General features: G+C 74.5%; 14 protein-coding genes. 9 read left to right on the top strand and 5 right to left on the bottom strand.

Annotated elements, in window-relative coordinates:
- Positions 1–115 precede the first annotated feature (115 nt).
- The gene (locus ACWEV0_RS19645; RefSeq protein WP_453150584.1) at positions 116–1,393 is read right to left on the bottom strand and encodes an MFS transporter; all 1,278 of its coding nucleotides are present in this window, start codon (positions 1,391–1,393) and stop codon (positions 116–118) included.
- Positions 1,394–1,487: 94 nt separating this feature from the next.
- Positions 1,488–2,615, bottom strand: coding sequence for a hypothetical protein (locus tag ACWEV0_RS19640; RefSeq protein ID WP_453150583.1), 1,128 nt, complete (start codon positions 2,613–2,615; stop codon positions 1,488–1,490).
- A gap of 157 nt (positions 2,616–2,772) precedes the next feature.
- Here ACWEV0_RS19640 and ACWEV0_RS19635 point away from each other — a divergent pair, with 157 nt between their 5' ends.
- The 3 genes from ACWEV0_RS19635 (at position 2,773) to ACWEV0_RS19625 (ending at position 6,871) form a co-directional block, all read left to right on the top strand.
- Positions 2,773–3,210: a DUF4442 domain-containing protein gene (locus ACWEV0_RS19635; protein WP_453150630.1), complete on the top strand. Its 438-nt coding sequence runs from the start codon at positions 2,773–2,775 to the stop codon at positions 3,208–3,210.
- A 125-nt stretch (positions 3,211–3,335) separates the two neighbouring features.
- A complete protein-coding gene (locus ACWEV0_RS19630) occupies positions 3,336–6,116 on the top strand; it encodes a glycoside hydrolase family 3 C-terminal domain-containing protein (RefSeq protein WP_453150582.1) in 2,781 nt (926 codons plus the stop codon).
- A gap of 83 nt (positions 6,117–6,199) precedes the next feature.
- Positions 6,200–6,871, top strand: coding sequence for a DedA family protein (locus tag ACWEV0_RS19625; RefSeq protein WP_453150581.1), 672 nt, complete (start codon positions 6,200–6,202; stop codon positions 6,869–6,871).
- 28 nt (positions 6,872–6,899) lie between these two features.
- Here the strand turns inward: ACWEV0_RS19625 and ACWEV0_RS19620 are convergent, their stop codons facing one another.
- Positions 6,900–7,439 (bottom strand): gamma carbonic anhydrase family protein, encoded by a 540-nt coding sequence (locus tag ACWEV0_RS19620; RefSeq protein ID WP_403789293.1) that lies wholly within the window; start codon positions 7,437–7,439, stop codon positions 6,900–6,902.
- 122 nt (positions 7,440–7,561) lie between these two features.
- On the opposite strand from ACWEV0_RS19620, the gene ACWEV0_RS19615 reads away from it, so the two are divergent.
- Positions 7,562–8,329, top strand: coding sequence for an acyltransferase (locus ACWEV0_RS19615; protein WP_453150580.1), 768 nt, complete (start codon positions 7,562–7,564; stop codon positions 8,327–8,329).
- Between the two features lie 122 nt (positions 8,330–8,451).
- Here the strand turns inward: ACWEV0_RS19615 and ACWEV0_RS19610 are convergent, their stop codons facing one another.
- The gene (locus tag ACWEV0_RS19610; protein ID WP_453150629.1) at positions 8,452–9,333 is read right to left on the bottom strand and encodes an EamA family transporter; all 882 of its coding nucleotides are present in this window, start codon (positions 9,331–9,333) and stop codon (positions 8,452–8,454) included.
- 104 nt (positions 9,334–9,437) lie between these two features.
- Here ACWEV0_RS19610 and ACWEV0_RS19605 point away from each other — a divergent pair, with 104 nt between their 5' ends.
- On the top strand, positions 9,438–10,010 hold the full coding sequence (locus ACWEV0_RS19605) for a helix-turn-helix domain-containing protein (protein WP_453150579.1): 573 nt from the start codon (positions 9,438–9,440) through the stop codon (positions 10,008–10,010).
- A gap of 44 nt (positions 10,011–10,054) precedes the next feature.
- Positions 10,055–10,618, top strand: coding sequence for a YbaK/EbsC family protein (locus ACWEV0_RS19600; RefSeq protein WP_453150578.1), 564 nt, complete (start codon positions 10,055–10,057; stop codon positions 10,616–10,618).
- A gap of 2 nt (positions 10,619–10,620) precedes the next feature.
- Here the strand turns inward: ACWEV0_RS19600 and ACWEV0_RS19595 are convergent, their stop codons facing one another.
- Positions 10,621–11,028: a CoA-binding protein gene (locus ACWEV0_RS19595; RefSeq protein WP_453150576.1), complete on the bottom strand. Its 408-nt coding sequence runs from the start codon at positions 11,026–11,028 to the stop codon at positions 10,621–10,623.
- A gap of 100 nt (positions 11,029–11,128) precedes the next feature.
- Between ACWEV0_RS19595 and ACWEV0_RS19590 the strand changes: the two genes are divergently transcribed.
- The 3 genes from ACWEV0_RS19590 to ACWEV0_RS19580 all read left to right on the top strand — a co-directional run.
- Complete coding sequence (locus tag ACWEV0_RS19590; RefSeq protein WP_453150575.1) at positions 11,129–11,755, top strand: YigZ family protein; 627 nt, start codon at positions 11,129–11,131, stop codon at positions 11,753–11,755.
- Between the two features lie 69 nt (positions 11,756–11,824).
- Positions 11,825–12,994, top strand: coding sequence for an exonuclease SbcCD subunit D (locus tag ACWEV0_RS19585; protein ID WP_453150574.1), 1,170 nt, complete (start codon positions 11,825–11,827; stop codon positions 12,992–12,994).
- Positions 12,991–15,398, top strand: a 2,408-nt coding sequence (locus tag ACWEV0_RS19580; RefSeq protein WP_453150573.1) for an AAA family ATPase, incomplete at its 3' end; no start/stop codon positions are given. The genes ACWEV0_RS19585 and ACWEV0_RS19580, both read left to right, overlap by 4 nt.

The following is a 15,398-nucleotide window of genomic DNA, read 5'->3' as shown; positions in this document are numbered from 1 at the left end:
CCGGCCTGGTCCGAACAGCGGGGCCCGGCCGGAGGGCCAGTTCCGGCTCTCGCCAGGCTTGCTGGGCTTGCCTCGTCCGAACGGCGGGCCCCTGCCGGCCGCCGGCCCCCGCGCGTCAGCTCAGGTCCGCCGACTCGCTGCGTACGACGCCTTCACGGCTGCCCTCCGACGCTGCCACCGGTTTCGTACGCCGCGTCAGATTCCGTACGTCCGGCACCAGCAGCACCAGCGCCGTCACCAGCACGATCAGCGCCGCCGAGCCCCACAGCGCCGTGCCGCGGCCGAAGGCGGTCTCCGCGGGGCCGGCGAGGGCGGTGGAGAGCGGCAGCATCGCGGTGGAGCCGAACCAGTCGTAGGCGGAGACGCGGGAGAGCTTGTCCTCCGGGATCTCCTGGTGCAGCGCCGTCATCCAGGACACGCCGAACCCCTCGATGGCGACCCCGCTGACGAACATCGCCACCGACAGCCCGACCACGTCGAGCGGCACCGCGAGCGCCGCCGACGGCAGCGCGATCGGGAAGACGCACAGCGTGCCCACGAGCAGCATCCGGCGCGGTTTCCAGCGGGCCATCAGGACCGCGCCGCACAGCGTGCCGACACCGAACGCGGCGAGCGCGAGGCCCCAGGGCCGGGCGCCGCCGAGCTGGTCGCGGGCGACCAGCGGTCCGTACACCGACTCGGCGGCCCCCACCAGGGCGACCACGACGGAGAACTGGGCGACGATCGACCAGAGCCAGGGCCGGCTCACGAACTCGTCCCAGCCCTCCCGCAGATCGGCGAGCAGCCCGCCGCCGGGCGCGCGCTCGGGAATGTGCCGGACGTCGAGGAAGGCGCGGAGCGCGCCCGCCACGGCGAAGGCCGCCGCGTCCACGGCGAGTACCCAGCCGGGCCCGAGGGCGGCGATGAGCGCGCCGCCGAGCGCCGCGCCGCCGATGCCGGCGCCGTTCATCGCCATCCGGAAGAGCGCGAAGGCGCGGCCGGCCTGTTCGCCGCTGACGCTGGACATCAGCATGCCCTCGGCGGCCGGGCTGAAGAACGCCTGCCCGGTGCCGCACAGCGCGGTCAGCAGCATCATCTGCCACAGCCGGGCCTCGCCGGTGAGGACGAGGACCGCGAACACCGCCTGCGAGACGCAGTTGAGGGCGTTGGCGGCGACCATCACGCGGTGCCGCGGCACCCGGTCGGCGACCGCGCCGCCGATGAGCAGGAAGAGCACCAGCGGCAGGGTGCGCGCCATCGCCACCAGGCCCACGTCGCCGCCGTCGCCGCCGGACTGGATGACGGCGAACGCCGCCGCGATCAGGGCACCGTGGGTGCCCAGGTTGGTGACGATCGCGGCGGCGGTCAGGAGCAGGTAGTTCCGCCCGGCCCAGTCGGGTATCCGGTCGCGCATCACGACTCCGGTCCCCGTTCCGGTCCGGATTCCGGTTCCGATTCGGGTTCCGGCCCCGGTCCCCGCTCCGTTCCCGACTCGGTCATGACTCCGGTCACGACTGCGAGGACGGGGCCTCGGGGGCCAGGCGCACGGTGGAGACGATCTTCTTGATGGTCTCGTCCGGCACCTCCTCCTTGACGCCCTTGGCGGCGTACAGCACGAAGGAGGAGAAGTCGCCCTTGGCGTTCTTGAAGGAGAAGGCGATGGACTTGCCGTCCGACTCGCACTTGTTCCGCTTCTTGATGTTCGGGGCGACGGCCGTGGCCATGCTGCCCTGGAGCCCGGAGGCGGTGGTGAACGGCACGGCCTTGGTGATCTTGATCGTGCCCTTGGGCATGTGCTGGGCGTAGCCGGCCCACACCCAGTTGCCGGCCTCGTTGTAGGCGGCCTCGGCGGTGTCCTTGGCGCCCTGGCCGCCCTTGGTGCCGGCGGTGCTCAGGCCCCAGGTCTCCGGGGAGCCGTCCTTGTTGGTGTCGTAGGAGCACCAGTTGCTCTTGAGGTGCGCCGGCGCCGACATCGTGACGACGGGGGAGCCGTCGCCCTTCTTCTCGTCCTCGAAGAAGTTGATCGTGCCGGGCTTGGACAGCTCCCACTCCGGCGGTACGTCGAACAGCGTGCCGTACTTGGGGTTGTAGACGACCTTCCAGCCGGGGATCGTCGGCTGGTGCGACGCCTCGTCGCGCGGGTTGTCGAGCGACGGGGAGGACGAGGTGGTCGGCGCCGCGCTCGTCGACTGGCTCGGCTTGGGGTCGTCGGCCTGGTTCTTCTTGTCGTCGTCCTTGCCGAGGACGAGCCAGCCGGCGACACCGGCCGCGGCGAGCACGGCGACGGCGGCGACGATCGCCACCACGGTGGTCTGCTTCTTCTTGCCGCCGCTGCCGTCACCACCGCCCGGCTGGACGGGGCCCGGCATCGCGTACTGCGGCACCGTCGGCTGCTGGTACGGGTTCGGCTGGCCGTATCCGCCCTGCTGGGTGGGCTGCTGATACGGGTTCGGCTGGCCGTAACCGCCGGGCTGGCCCGGTCCGGGCTGACCCGGCTGCTGGTACGGCCCGGGCTGTGCGCCCGGCTGCTGGTTGGGGTAGCCGTAGCCGGGCTGCGGTGCCGGCTGGGCGTACGGGTTCTGACTCTGGTCCTGCGGGTTCTGCTCGCCCCCGGGCGGCTGCTGTCCTGGCCACATGGGCCGTAACGATAGAGGTGCGGCCGGTCACAGGCTACGGCCGCCCCCGTACGGGATGCGGAACGGGTTGCCGAACGGGTTGCCGGACAGGATGGCGGAACGGGATGGCCAAGTCTGCTACCCGTGGGTAACATCACGGCTCATGAGCGCAGACCAGATGTCCGTCGGCGAGATGCTCGCCGCCACGGTGCCCATGGCCAGGACCCTCAACCTCGAGTTCCTGGAGACCACCTCCGAGCGTGCCGTGGTGCGCCTGCCGGACCAGGCCGACTACCACAACCACGTGGGCGGCCCGCACGCCGGAGCCATGTTCACCCTCGCCGAGTCCGCCAGCGGCGCCATCGTCCTGGCCGCCTTCGGCGACCAGCTCGGCCGGGCCGTGCCACTCGCCGTCAAGGCCGAGATCGGCTACAAGAAGCTCGCCATGGGCGTCGTCACCGCCACCGCGACCCTGGGCCGCCCGGCCGCCGAGGTCGTCGCCGAACTCGACGCCGGTCAGCGCCCCGAGTTCCCGGTGCGGATCGACATCACGCGCGAGGACGGTGCCGTCACCGGCGAGATGACGGTCGTGTGGACCCTGCGCCCGAACAACTGACCAGGGCCCGGCGCCGGGTTCCCTGAGGGCAGCCCGGCACGGCGGCGCCGAATCGGACGAACCGTCACGCATAGTGCGATCAACGCATGATCGTCGGAATCGTGCCGGTCCGAAGGAGCGCCGCCGTGCCCCACGCCCCCACCCCGGAGCAGCAGGAACAGCGCGAACGGCCGGAGCCGTCGCGGCACATGGCCGCCGACCAGGACGCGCCGACCACCACCCCCGCCACCCTCCGAGCCACCACTCCCGCCGCCTCATCCGCCGGCTCTCCCGCTGTTCCCCCCACCGCTGCCGCCCTTGCCCGCGCATCCCGCCCGACCTCCCGGCGCCGGCTGCTGCTCGCCCTCGCCGGCGCGGCGGCCCTCACCGTCGCCCCGGCCCTGCCCGGCGGCGCCCGGGCCACGGCCCGCGGCCGACGGATCCCCACCGGACCGGTCTCCGAGCGGGTCGACCGACTCCTCGCCAAGCTCACCCTCGACGAGAAGACCGCGCTGCTGCACGGCGCCACCGACCCCCGTGACCTCGGCCAGGCCGGCTACGTGCCCGGCGTGCCCCGGCTCGGCATCCCCGCCCTCCGCCTCGCCGACGGCCCCGCCGGCGTCCGCGTCCACGAGCCCGCCACCGCGCTGCCCGCGCCCGTGATGCTCGCCGCCGCCTTCGACCCCGCACTCGCCCGCGCCTACGGCCAGGTCATCGGCCGCGAGGGCCGCGCCCTCGGCCAGGACGTGCTGCTCTCGCCGATGGTCAACCTCATCCGCACCCCGTACGCGGGCCGGAACTTCGAGACCTTCGCCGAGGACCCGCTGCTCTCCGCCGACCTCGTCGCCGCGGAGGTCCGCGGCATCCAGGCCGAGGGCCTGATCGCCACCGTCAAGCACCTCGCCCTCAACAACCAGGAACGCGACCGGATGACCGTCGACGTCCGGGCCGGCGAACAGACCCTCCACGAGACCGAACTGCGCGGCTTCGAAGCCGCCGTCGCCGCCGGCGCGGGCGCCGTCATGGCCGCGTACAACAAGGTCGACGGCGTCCACGCCTCCGAGAACCGCGCGCTCCTCAGCGACATCCTGCGCGACCGGTGGGGCTTCGACGGCTGGGTCATGAGCGACTGGGGCGCCGTCCACTCCACCGCCGCCGCGCTCACCGCCGGCTGCGACATGGAGATGCCGGGTGGCCGCTACTACGGGGCCGCGCTCGCCCGCGCCGTACGCGAAGGACGCGTCGATCAGGCCGCCGTCGACACCGCCGTACGCCGGCTCCTCACCGTGTGCGAACGCTTCGGCCTGCTCACGGGCGGGCCGGACGGGCCCGATCCCGCGGACCGGACCGATCCCGCGGACCGGCCCACGCGGACCGATCCCAAGGGCCGGCCCGAGCGGGACGCGGCCGCCGGGGCGCGGCTCGCGCTGCGCGTCGCGGTCGCCGGTGCCACCCTGCTGCGCAACGAGGCCCACGCGCTGCCGCTCACCGGCCCGGCCGCACGCTCGCTCGCCGTCATCGGCCCCACCGGCGCCGTGCCGTTCGTCAGCGGCGGCGGCAGCGCCCACGTCGTCCCCGACGCCGCCATCAGCCCCCTCGACGCGCTGCGCGCGCGGGCCGGCGACGGCGCCACCGTCACGTACGCCCTCGGCGAGGACCCCTACGGCAAGCCGTTCGCGCAGACCGGCGGGGTCCTCTCACCCGCCCGCTCCCTCGACGCCGTCGGCATCGCCGCGGGCGAGACCTGGAGCTACGAGGGCACGCTCACCACCACCGTCGACGACGACTGGAGCTTCTTCGTCCACTACAGCGGCCGACGCCCCACCGTGCTGCTCGACGGCGCCGAACTCTTCCCGGTCCGGGCGGGCATCGCCGAGTACTTCACCGGCGGACTCGGCGGCCGCGCCGCCGACGGCCTCGAGCTGCGCCGCGCCGACCGCCGTCTCGCCGCCGGCACCCACGTCCTCACCGTGGCCGCCGGCGGCGGCGCCGAGGGACAGCTCATCCGGCTGCGGGCCGCCGACAGCACCAGCCGGGCCGCCGACGTCACCGAGGCGGTCACCGCCGCCCGCGGCGCCCACAGCGTCGTCCTCTTCGCCTACGAGGACGCCACCGAGGGCCGCGACCGCACCGGCCTCGCCCTGCCCGGCCGCCAGGAGGCCCTGATCACGGCCGTGACGGCCGCCAACCCCCGTACCACCGTCGTCCTCAACACCTCGTCGGCCGTCACCATGCCCTGGCTCGACGCCACCGCGGCCGTGCTCCAGATGTACTACCCGGGCCAGGAGGGCGGGCCCGCCACCGCCGCCGTGCTCTTCGGCGACGCCGACCCCGGCGGTCGGCTCACCCAGACCTTCCCGCGCTCCGCGGACGCCCACCCCACCGCCGGCGACCCGAGCCGCTACCCCGGGCAGGGCGGCATCGAGCAGTACGGCGAGGGCATTCACGTCGGCCACCGCTGGTACGACGCCCAGGGCGTCACGCCGCTGTTCCCGTTCGGCCACGGCCTGTCGTACACCACCTTCGGGTACGGGGAACTCGACGTCGCGGCGGCCGGTGACGGGCTCCACGTCAGTTTCACCGTCGTCAACACCGGGCTGCGCACCGGCGTCGACGTGCCGCAGATCTACCTCGGCCCCTCGCCCGACCTCGCCGCCCTCGGCATCGACCAGCCGGTCCGGCTGCTCGCCGGCTACCGGCGGCTCCAGCTCGCCCCCCGGGAACGCCGCCGGATCACCGTCCCGGTCGCCGCGCGGACGCTGTCCTCCTGGGACCCGGCCCGGCACCGCTGGGTGCTCGGCACCGGGCGGCGGCAGGTGTGGGTCGGGGCGTCCTCCCGCGAACTCCGGCTGACGGCGCGGGCCGAGGTCCCGGCGGCACCGGGCCGGGGCGGCGCCCAGAGCCCGCCCGGGCGGGGCCGCGCTTAGAGCCCGCTTACCGCGGCCGGGGTAGGCTGCCCCGGATCGATTACGGTCGCCGAAACGGTCGCCGACACGGGAGAGGAACCCGCGTGCACGTCCAGGAATGGCTGGAGACGATCCCCGCGATCGCCGTCTACGCACTGGTCGGGGTGGTGATCGGGATCGAGAGCCTGGGCATCCCGCTGCCCGGCGAGATCGTCCTCGTGAGCTCGGCCCTGCTCGCGTCCCAGCACGGCCACATCAACCCGTACGTGCTCGGCGCCTGCGCCAGCGTCGGCGCGGTCGTCGGCGACTCCATCGGCTACGCGATCGGCCGCAAGGGCGGCCGGCCGCTGCTCACCAGGCTCGGGAAGCGGTTCCCCAAGCACTTCAGCGAGGCCAACATCGGCCTCGCCGAGCGCTCCTTCGAGAAGTGGGGCATGTGGGCGGTCTTCTTCGGCCGCTTCGTCGCCCTGCTGCGGATCTTCGCCGGACCGCTCGCGGGCGTGCTGCGCATGCCGTACTGGAAGTTCCTGATCGCCAACGTCCTCGGCGGCGTGCTGTGGGCCGGCGGCACGACGGCCGTCATCTACACCGTGGGCATCGTCGCCGAGGCATGGCTCAAGCGCTTCTCGTGGCTCGGCCTGGTGCTCGCGGTCCTCATCGGCCTGGTGTCGATGCTGATCCTGAAGAACCGGGCCAAGAAGGCCGCCGCCGCCCACTCGGCGGCCTCGGCCTCGGGTGAGCAGACGGCCGTCCCGAAGACGGCCGCCGCCGAATAGCGCCTTCAGGGTCTCGGGTTCGCCGGGGCTACTCGTCCGCGAAGGTCTCTGCGTGGGCCTTCGCGAGGTGCAGGTACATCTCGGCGTTGAGCCGGAGCCCCGCCTGCTCCTCCTCCGTCAGCGGACGGCGCACCTTCGCGGGCACGCCCGCCACCAGGGAGCCCGGCGGCACCTGCATGCCCTGCGGGACGAGCGCCTGCGCGGCGACCAGCGAGCCGGCGCCGATCCGGGCCCCGTTGAGGACGGTCGCGCCCATGCCCACGAGGACGTCGTCCTCGATGACGCAGCCGTGCACGGTCGCGTTGTGGCCGATGGTCACCCGCGCGCCGATCGACACCGGGAAGCCCGGGTCGACGTGGACCGTGCAGTTGTCCTGCACGTTGGTGTCCTCGCCGAGCTCGATCGGCCCGCAGTCCGCGCGCAGCACGGCGTGGTACCAGACGCTGGTGCGCGGCCCGAGGGTCACCTCGCCGAGCACCACCGAGGTCGGGGCGGTGAAGGCGGTCGGATCCACCTGCGGCTCCTTGCCGCCCACGCCCTTGATCAACGCCCCTGAGATCTCTGACATCGTTCGCTCCTGCATCGCTGGCTGTGTCGGTCGCGCTCGGACCGCACCCTAGTCCGCGCTCATGACGGACATCACAGCGCACCGGCCTGATCAGCGGCGACGCCGCCGACTACGGTGTCCGGGTGCCCCGGAACAGAAACACGTTCTCATCGCTGACCGCCTGGCGGCGCCGTGCCGTCGCCCGCGCGCTGCAGGGCGGCTGGCGCCGGATCCAGCAGGCCGGCGCGGTCACGGCCGAGCACCCGGGGCGGCTGCGCTTCCGCCGGATCGGCGAGGGCACCCGGCTCGCGTTCCCGCAGGGCACGGTCTTCGGCGAGCGGTGGATCGAGATAGGCGCCTGCTGCATCATCGCCGAGCAGGTCACGCTGACCGCCGGCATGCTGCCCGACCTCGACCTGGGCACGGACACGGTGCTGACCCTGGGTGACGGCGTCGTCCTCGGCCGCGGCAGCCACGTCATCGCCGACGCGCCCATCACCATCGGCTCGGACACCTACTGCGGCCCGTACGTCTACATCACCTCGACCAACCACAGCTACGACGACCCCGACGTGCCCGTCGGGCGCCAGTGGCCCCGCTCCGAACCGGTCGTCATCGGCCCCGGCTGCTGGCTCGGCACCGGCGCCGTGATCCTGCCCGGCGCCCGGCTCGGCCGGAACGTGGTGGTGGCCGCCGGAGCGGTCGTACGGGGCGAGGTGCCCGACCACGCGGTGGTGGCGGGCGCGCCCGCGAAGGTGGTCCGCTCCTACGACCCGGAGAAGGGCTGGCAGCCCCCGCTGCGCACGCCGGCACCGCGACCGATACCGGACGGCATCACCCCGGAGCAGCTGGCGGCGCTCGCCGGGCTCGGCGATCAGGAGCTGAACGACCTGGCGGAGCTGGAGCGCTGATTCCGCGGTCGGCACGTCGGTCTTCCGGGCGGCATCCGACGGCGTGGCGGTCAGACTGACCGCGTGACCGCGCCCCGCGTGACTGACGGCGTGACCGTACGAGGGGGACGGTTGACGGCGCGTCAGCCGGACGCCAGCAGGACCGTGCCCACCAGGGCCAGGCCCGCGCCCGCGGCCTGGACCGCGCGGAGCCGTTCCTTGAGCACGCCGCGGGCGGCCAGCGCCGTGACCACGGGGTAGAGACTGGCGAGGACCGCGGCCACGGTGACCGGGCCGCGCTGGGCGGCCAGTGAGTAGGTGCCGTTCGCGGCGACGTCCGCGAGCCCCACGAAAGCGAGTGCCGGGAGCGCCAGGGCGATGGCCTTGAGGGCGCCGCCGCCCTCCGGCAGGGCCTCCGGCAGGGCGCGGCCGCCGCGCCTGACGGAGAACCACAGGGCGCCGCCGCCCACGACGACATTGGTCACGCGCTGCACGAAGAGGGCGAGGAAGAGGCCGGTCAGAGTGGTGGACGCCTCGGAGATCAGGGCCATCACCGCGCCGAAGCCGAAAGCCGCGACCAGGGTGAGGAGCACCGCCTGGCGCTGCACGGGCGCGCCGCGCAGTTCGGGGCCGCCGGCCAGGACGACACCGACGACCGCCACCGCGATCCCGGCGAACTGGAGCAGTCCCGGCCGGTCGCCGAGGAGCAGGCCGACGCCGACGGGGACGACCACGCCGAGCGAGCCGAGCGGGGAGACCACGCCCATCGGGCCGAGCGCGAGGGCCCGGTAGAAGGCGAGCATCGCGGCGGGGCCGACCGTGCCGGCCGCGACCGCGTACCAGAGCCGGGGCCCGGCCTCGTCGAGCGCGCCGGTGGCGAGGACGACCGTGCTGAGGACGACGACGGCTATGGACTGCGAGACGACCACGACGGTCAAGGCGGGGAAGCGGCGGGTCAGCAGCCCGCCGCCGAAGTCGGCGAGTCCCCAGAGCAGACTGGTGGCCAGGGCGAACACCGCCGTCAGTGCCGTCATCAGGGGTGCCTCGCAGTACAGTGCAGTGAACAATCGGGTGCACCACACGGTAGTACAACCTGTTGAACTCTGTCATTCACGATATTGGACGGAAAGTGTCGGACCTCGATCAGCTCACCCAGTCGCTCGCCCGCAACCTCAGGCGCTGGCGCAACGAACGCGGCTTCACGCTGGACGCCCTCGCCGCCAGGGCCGGGGTCAGCCGCGGCATGATCATCCAGATCGAGCAGGCCCGCACGAACCCCAGCGTCGGCACCACGGTCAAGCTGGCCGACGCGCTCGGCGTCTCGATCACCACCCTGCTCGACTACGAGCAGGGCCCCCACGTCCGGCTCGTGCCGCCGGAGCAGGCCGTACGGATGTGGTCCACCTCCACCGGCAGCCACACCACGCTCCTCGTCGGCACCGAGGCCCGCGGACCCCTGGAGCTGTGGGAGTGGACCCTGATGCCGGGCGACGGCAGCGCCTCCGACCCGCACCCCGACGGCACCACCGAACTCCTCCACGTCACCGCCGGGACGCTCACCCTCGTCGTGGACGGAGTGGAGCACCCGATGCCGGCCGGCACCTCCGCCGTCTTCGAGAGCAACGTGCCGCACGCCTACCGCAACGACGGCGACCAGACCGTGGTGATGACGATGGCCGTCTCCATCCCGCCCGCCCGCTGAGACGAACGGCCGCCGCGGCAAGCCGACTTGCTAGCGTGCCGGGCATGCGCGCACCTCTCGGAGACTTCGACGACGCCCGACCCGCCCCCGACTGCCTCGACCTGCTCACCGACCCCGTGGCGGCGGCCGTCCGCGCCTGGCGCGGCACCGTGCCGGCCGAGCAGCTCCTCTACGTGGACACCGACCCGGCCATCGCCGACACCGCCGTCTTCGTCGAGCACTACGGGCCGCGGCTGCTCGACGACTCCGCCAACTGCGTGATCGTCGCCGGCAAGCGCGGCGAGACCACCACCCTGGCCGCGTGCGTCGTCCGCTCCGCCACCCGCGTCGACGTCAACGGCGCCGTCCGGCGCGAACTCGGTGCCCGCAAGGCACGCTTCGCGCCGATCGAGACCGCGACCGGCGACACCGGCATGGAATACGGCGGCATCACCCCGATCGGCCTGCCCGCCGCCTGGCCCGTCCTCGTGGACGCCGCCGTCGTCGACACCGAGTGGGTCCTCATCGGCAGCGGACGCCGGCGCGGCAAGCTCATCGTGCCCGGCAAGGCCCTCGCGGAGCTCCCCGGCGCCGTCGTCCTGGAGGGCCTGGGCCTGGCGGCGGAGTAGCGTCAGCCCAGCCGCGGTATCTCGATGGCGGGGCAGCGGTCCATCACGATCTCGAGCCCCGCCTCCCGCGTCCGCGCGTACGCCTCCACGTCGACCACCCCGAGCTGGAACCAGACGGCCTTGGCGCCGATCCCGACCGCCTGATCGGCGACAGCGCCCGCCAGCTCGCTGTTCACGAACACATCGACCACGTCCACCGGGAACGGGATGTCCGCGAGCGAGGCGTACCCCTGCTCGCCGTGCACCGTCTCCGCCTTCGGATGCACCGGCACGATCCGCTTCCCGAACCGCTGGAGCGTCCGCGCCACCCCGTACGCCGCCCGGGCGCTGTTGTTGGACAGCCCCACGATCGCCCACGTGTCGCCGCTCTCGGTGAGGATCCTGCGAACGGTCTCCGGGGTGCCGTACATGCGCTGCCTCCTGCGGGCCTGGTGACGTGGTCTGCCGCACCGTGCAACCGGCACGATCACCAGGAGATTCCCGCACGCGGGGAGCGCATAGGCTGGCGGGATGCAGGAGCAGTACCGCACGCTCGCCGGCGAGGGCGTCCACGAGACCGAGATCAACCGATCGCGCTTCATCTGCGCGCTGGCGCCCGTCGCCACCGAGGAGGAGGCGCAGGCGTTCGTCGCCAGGATCAGGCGCGAGCACCCGACGGCCACCCACAACTGCTTCGCGTACGTCATCGGCGCGGACGCCTCCGTCCAGAAGGCCTCGGACGACGGCGAGCCCGGCGGCACCGCCGGGGTCCCGATGCTGCAGATGCTTTTGCGGCGCGAGATGCGTTACGTCGCCGCCGTCGTCACCCGCTACTACGGCGGCGTGAAGCTCGGCGCGGGCGGGCTCATCCGCGCGTACGGCGGGGTCGTCGGCGAGGCGCTGGACGCGCTCGGCACGATCACCCGGCGCCGCTACCGGCTCGCCACCGTCACCGTCGACCACCACCGCGCGGGCAAGCTCCAGAACGACCTGCGGTCCACCGGCCGGTCCGTCCGCGAGGTGGCGTACGGGGAGGCCGTCACCATCGAGATCGGGCTGCCCGACGCCGATGTGACGGACTTCACGGCCTGGCTCGCCGACGCCACGGCAGGCGAGGCCACGTTCGAACTGGGCGGCGAGGCATACGGCGACGGGTGAGCCGGCGTCCCGGTCCGGCACCGCAGAGCCGGCCGGCGTTGTCGTACCCCACCGATACGCTCAGGAACCATGAGGCTTCTGCACACGTCGGACTGGCACCTGGGACGGTCGTTCCACCGGGTCGCGCTGCTCGACGCCCAGGCCGCGTTCCTCGACCATCTGGTGGCGACGGTGCGCGAGCGCGAGGTGGACGCGGTGCTGGTGGCCGGGGACGTCTACGACCGCGCCGTGCCCCCGCTCGCGGCCGTCGAGCTCTTCGACACCGCCCTGCACCGGCTCGCCGACGCCGGGGTGCCCACCGTCATGATCTCCGGCAACCACGACTCGGCCCGCCGCCTCGGCGTCGGCGCCGGCCTCATCCAGCGCGCCGGCATTCACCTGCGCACCGACCCGGCCGGCGCCGGCACCCCCGTCGTGCTCGCCGACGCCCACGGCGATGTCGCCCTCTACGGCCTGCCCTACCTCGAACCAGCCCTGGTCCGCGAGCAGTTCGGCGCCGAGAAGGCCGGCCACGAGGCCGTGCTCGCCGCCGCCATGGACCGGGTCCGCGCCGACCTCGCCACCCGCCCCGAAGGCACCCGCTCGGTCGTCCTCGCCCACGCCTTCGTCGCCGGCGGCGAACCCAGCGACAGCGAGCGCGACATCACCGTCGGCGGCGTCGCCGCCGTCCCCGCCGGGGTCTTCGACGGCGTCGACTACGTGGCCCTCGGCCACCTCCACGGCAGCCAGACCATCACCCCGCGCGTCCGCTACTCCGGCTCCCCGCTCGCGTACTCCTTCTCCGAGGCCGACCACCGCAAGACCATGTGGCTGATCGAGCTCGGCGCGGACGGCGCCGTCGACCTCGCCGAGCGTGTCGACTGCCCCGTGCCCCGCCCGCTCGCCCGGATCCGCGGCCACCTCGACGACCTGCTCGCCGACCCCGCCCTCGCCCGCCACGAGGACGCCTGGGTCGAGGCGACCCTCACCGACCCGGTGCGCCCCGCGGACCCCATGGCCCGGATCTGCGCCCGCTTCCCGCACACCCTGAATTTGGTCTTCGACCCCGAGCGCGGCGACGACGACGCCCTCGTCTCCTACGCCAGCCGCCTCCGCGACCGCAGCGACCAGCAGATCGCCGAGGACTTCGTCGCGCACGTCCGCGGCGGCGCCGGACCCGACGGCGCCGAGCGGACCGTCCTCCACGGCGCCTTCGACGACGTCCGGGTGGACGCGGCCGAGCGCGAGGTGAGCCGGTGAGACTCCACCGCCTCGCCGTCACCGCCTTCGGGCCCTTCGGCACCACCCAGGAGATCGACTTCGACGCCCTGTCGTCCGCCGGGCTCTTCCTGCTCCACGGACCCACCGGCGCCGGCAAGACCTCCGTCCTCGACGCCGTCTGCTTCGCGCTGTACGGAGCCGTTCCCGGCGCCCGGCAGAGCCCCGGCGCCGGACTGCGCAGCGACCACGCCGCCGCCGGCACGTACACCGAGGTCACCCTCGACCTCACCGTCGGAGAGCGGCGCCTGGAGATCACCCGCCGGCCCGCCCAGCAGCGCCCCAAGAAGCGTGGCAGCGGCTTCACCACGGAGAAGGCGCAGAGCTGGCTGCGCGAGCGCGACGCCGGGACCGGTGAGTGGCGCGCGCTCAGCCGCTCCCACCAGGAGATCGGCGAGGAGATCAGCCAGCTCCTCGGCATGAGCCGGGACCAGTTCTGCCAGGTCGTGCTGCTGCCCCAGGGCGACTTCGCCCGCTTCCTGCGCGCCGACGCCGAGGCCCGCGGCAAGCTCCTCGGCCGGCTCTTCGACACCCGCCGCTTCGCGGCCGTCGAGGACCGCCTCGCCGAGCTGCGCCGGGTCGCCGAGCACCAGGTCCGCGAGGGCGACGAGCGGCTGCTCGCCCTCGCCCACCGGATGGCCCAGGCCGCCGGGACCGGGAGCGCCGCCGACGTGGCGGAGCGGCCCGGCGAACCCGGCCTCGCCGAGGCCGTCCAGATCCGCGCCGCCCTCGCCCGCAGCGAGGCCCGCGAGACCCTCGACATCGCCGAGCTGCGCCTCGCCGCCGCCGAGCGGCGGCAGACCGGCGCCCGCGCCGCGCTCGACGCCGCCCGCGAACTCGCCGACCGGCAGGCCCGGCACGCCGACGCGCTCCGCCGCCAGGCGGAGCTGACCGCCCGCCGCCCGCAGCGCGACGACTGGCAGGCCGCCCTCGACCGCTCCCTCAAGGCCGACCGCGTCGCCCCCGCGCTCGGCCTGCGCGAGCACGCCGAGGCAGCCCACCGCACCGCGAACAGCGCCCGCGACCGGGCCCGTTCCGTGCTGCCGCCCGACCTCGCCGACGCCGGCGCCGAACACCTCTCCACGGTCGAGCGGCGGCTCCGCGAGGAGCTCGGCGGTCTGGAGTCCGCCCGCCGTGCCGAAGCCCGGCACGCCGAGATCACCGCCGAGCGCGCGAGCCTCGACCGGGAGGCCCGTGCCGACGAGGAGTTCCTCCAGGACGCCGCCGCCTGGCTGGCCGGCTGGGAGCCGCGCCGCACCGCACTGCGGCAGCGCATCGAGGCCGCCCAGGACGCCACCGCCCGCGCCGAACAGCTCGCCGGCCGCCTCGCCCCGGCCCGCCGCCGCCTCGCCGCCGCCCGCCGCCGCGACGAGCTCGCCGCCGAACTCGCGGCCGCCCGGGAGCGGTTGACGACCGCCCGCGAGCGCCGGAACGAGGCCCACGAGCACTGGCTCGACGTCAAGTCCCGCCGTCTGCGCGGCATCGCCGCCGAACTCGCCGCCGCCCTCGAACCCGGCGCCCCCTGCCAGGTCTGCGGCTCCGCCACCCACCCCGCCCCCGCCCGCACCACCGCCGGCCACGTCGACCGCGCCGCCGAGGACACCGCCTACGCCGCGTACACACACGCCGACGAGCTGCGCACGGCGGCGGAGACCGGCGTCGCCGCGACCGCGGAGGCGTGGGAGGCGGCGCGGCAGGAGGCGCGCGCGGCGTCGACGGCCGCCGACGAGCCCGGCGCTCGCGTCCGGACCGCGGCCGCGCACCCGGCGCCGGCCGATGGCTCCGGCGCCGACCCGGCCCTCGATCCCGCCGTCGCGGATCTCGTCCGTGAGGTCGACGAGCTCACCCGGGCGTACGCCGAAGCGCATGCGCTCGCCGCGCAGACGCATGCCGCGCGTGAGGAGCTGGCGCGGGCCGAGCGGGAGTACGAGGAGCGGGGGGCCGCGCTGCGTGAGGCCGAGCGGCGGGTGGCGGCGCGGACGTCACGGCGCGAGGCGCTGGAGGAGGAGCAGGCCGTTCTGGCGGGTGAACTGGCGCGGGGGCGCGGCGAGTCCGGGAGTGTGGCCGCGCACGCGACGCTGCTCGAGCGGCGGATCGCCTTGCTGACCGAGGCGGCGGAGGCCGTGCGGGCCGCCGAGGTGACCGCGCGGGGGCTCAAGGAGGCCGACGACCGGCTGGCCGACGCCGCGTTCAGGGCGGGGTTCGACACGCCCGCCGAGGCCGCGGCCGCGCTGCTCGACGAGACCACCCGCCGCACGCTGCAGCAGCGGGTCGACGCCTGGCAGGCCGAGGCCGCGGCCGTCGCCGACCGGCTCGGGGAGGAGGCCACCGCTGCCGCCGCCGCGCTGCCGCCCGCCGACCCGGCCGCCGCCGAAGCCGCGCACGC

Source organism: Streptomyces sp. NPDC003943 (genome assembly GCF_053605265.1).
The sequence above is the reverse complement of the archived record's forward strand: the minus strand, read 5'-3'. Positions and strand labels throughout refer to the sequence as shown.

Bases quoted from the DNA above. Each gene is read 5' to 3' on its own strand.
- ACWEV0_RS19645 (WP_453150584.1), bottom strand. From the start codon at position 1,393: ATGCGCGACCGGATACCCGACTGGGCCGGGCGGAACTACCTGCTCCTG.
- ACWEV0_RS19640 (WP_453150583.1), bottom strand. From the start codon at position 2,615: ATGTGGCCAGGACAGCAGCCGCCCGGGGGCGAGCAGAACCCGCAGGAC.
- ACWEV0_RS19635 (WP_453150630.1), top strand. From the start codon at position 2,773: ATGTCCGTCGGCGAGATGCTCGCCGCCACGGTGCCCATGGCCAGGACC.
- ACWEV0_RS19620 (WP_403789293.1), bottom strand. From the start codon at position 7,439: ATGTCAGAGATCTCAGGGGCGTTGATCAAGGGCGTGGGCGGCAAGGAG.
- ACWEV0_RS19600 (WP_453150578.1), top strand. From the start codon at position 10,055: ATGCGCGCACCTCTCGGAGACTTCGACGACGCCCGACCCGCCCCCGAC.
- ACWEV0_RS19595 (WP_453150576.1), bottom strand. From the start codon at position 11,028: ATGTACGGCACCCCGGAGACCGTTCGCAGGATCCTCACCGAGAGCGGC.
- ACWEV0_RS19590 (WP_453150575.1), top strand. From the start codon at position 11,129: ATGCAGGAGCAGTACCGCACGCTCGCCGGCGAGGGCGTCCACGAGACC.
- ACWEV0_RS19585 (WP_453150574.1), top strand. From the start codon at position 11,825: ATGAGGCTTCTGCACACGTCGGACTGGCACCTGGGACGGTCGTTCCAC.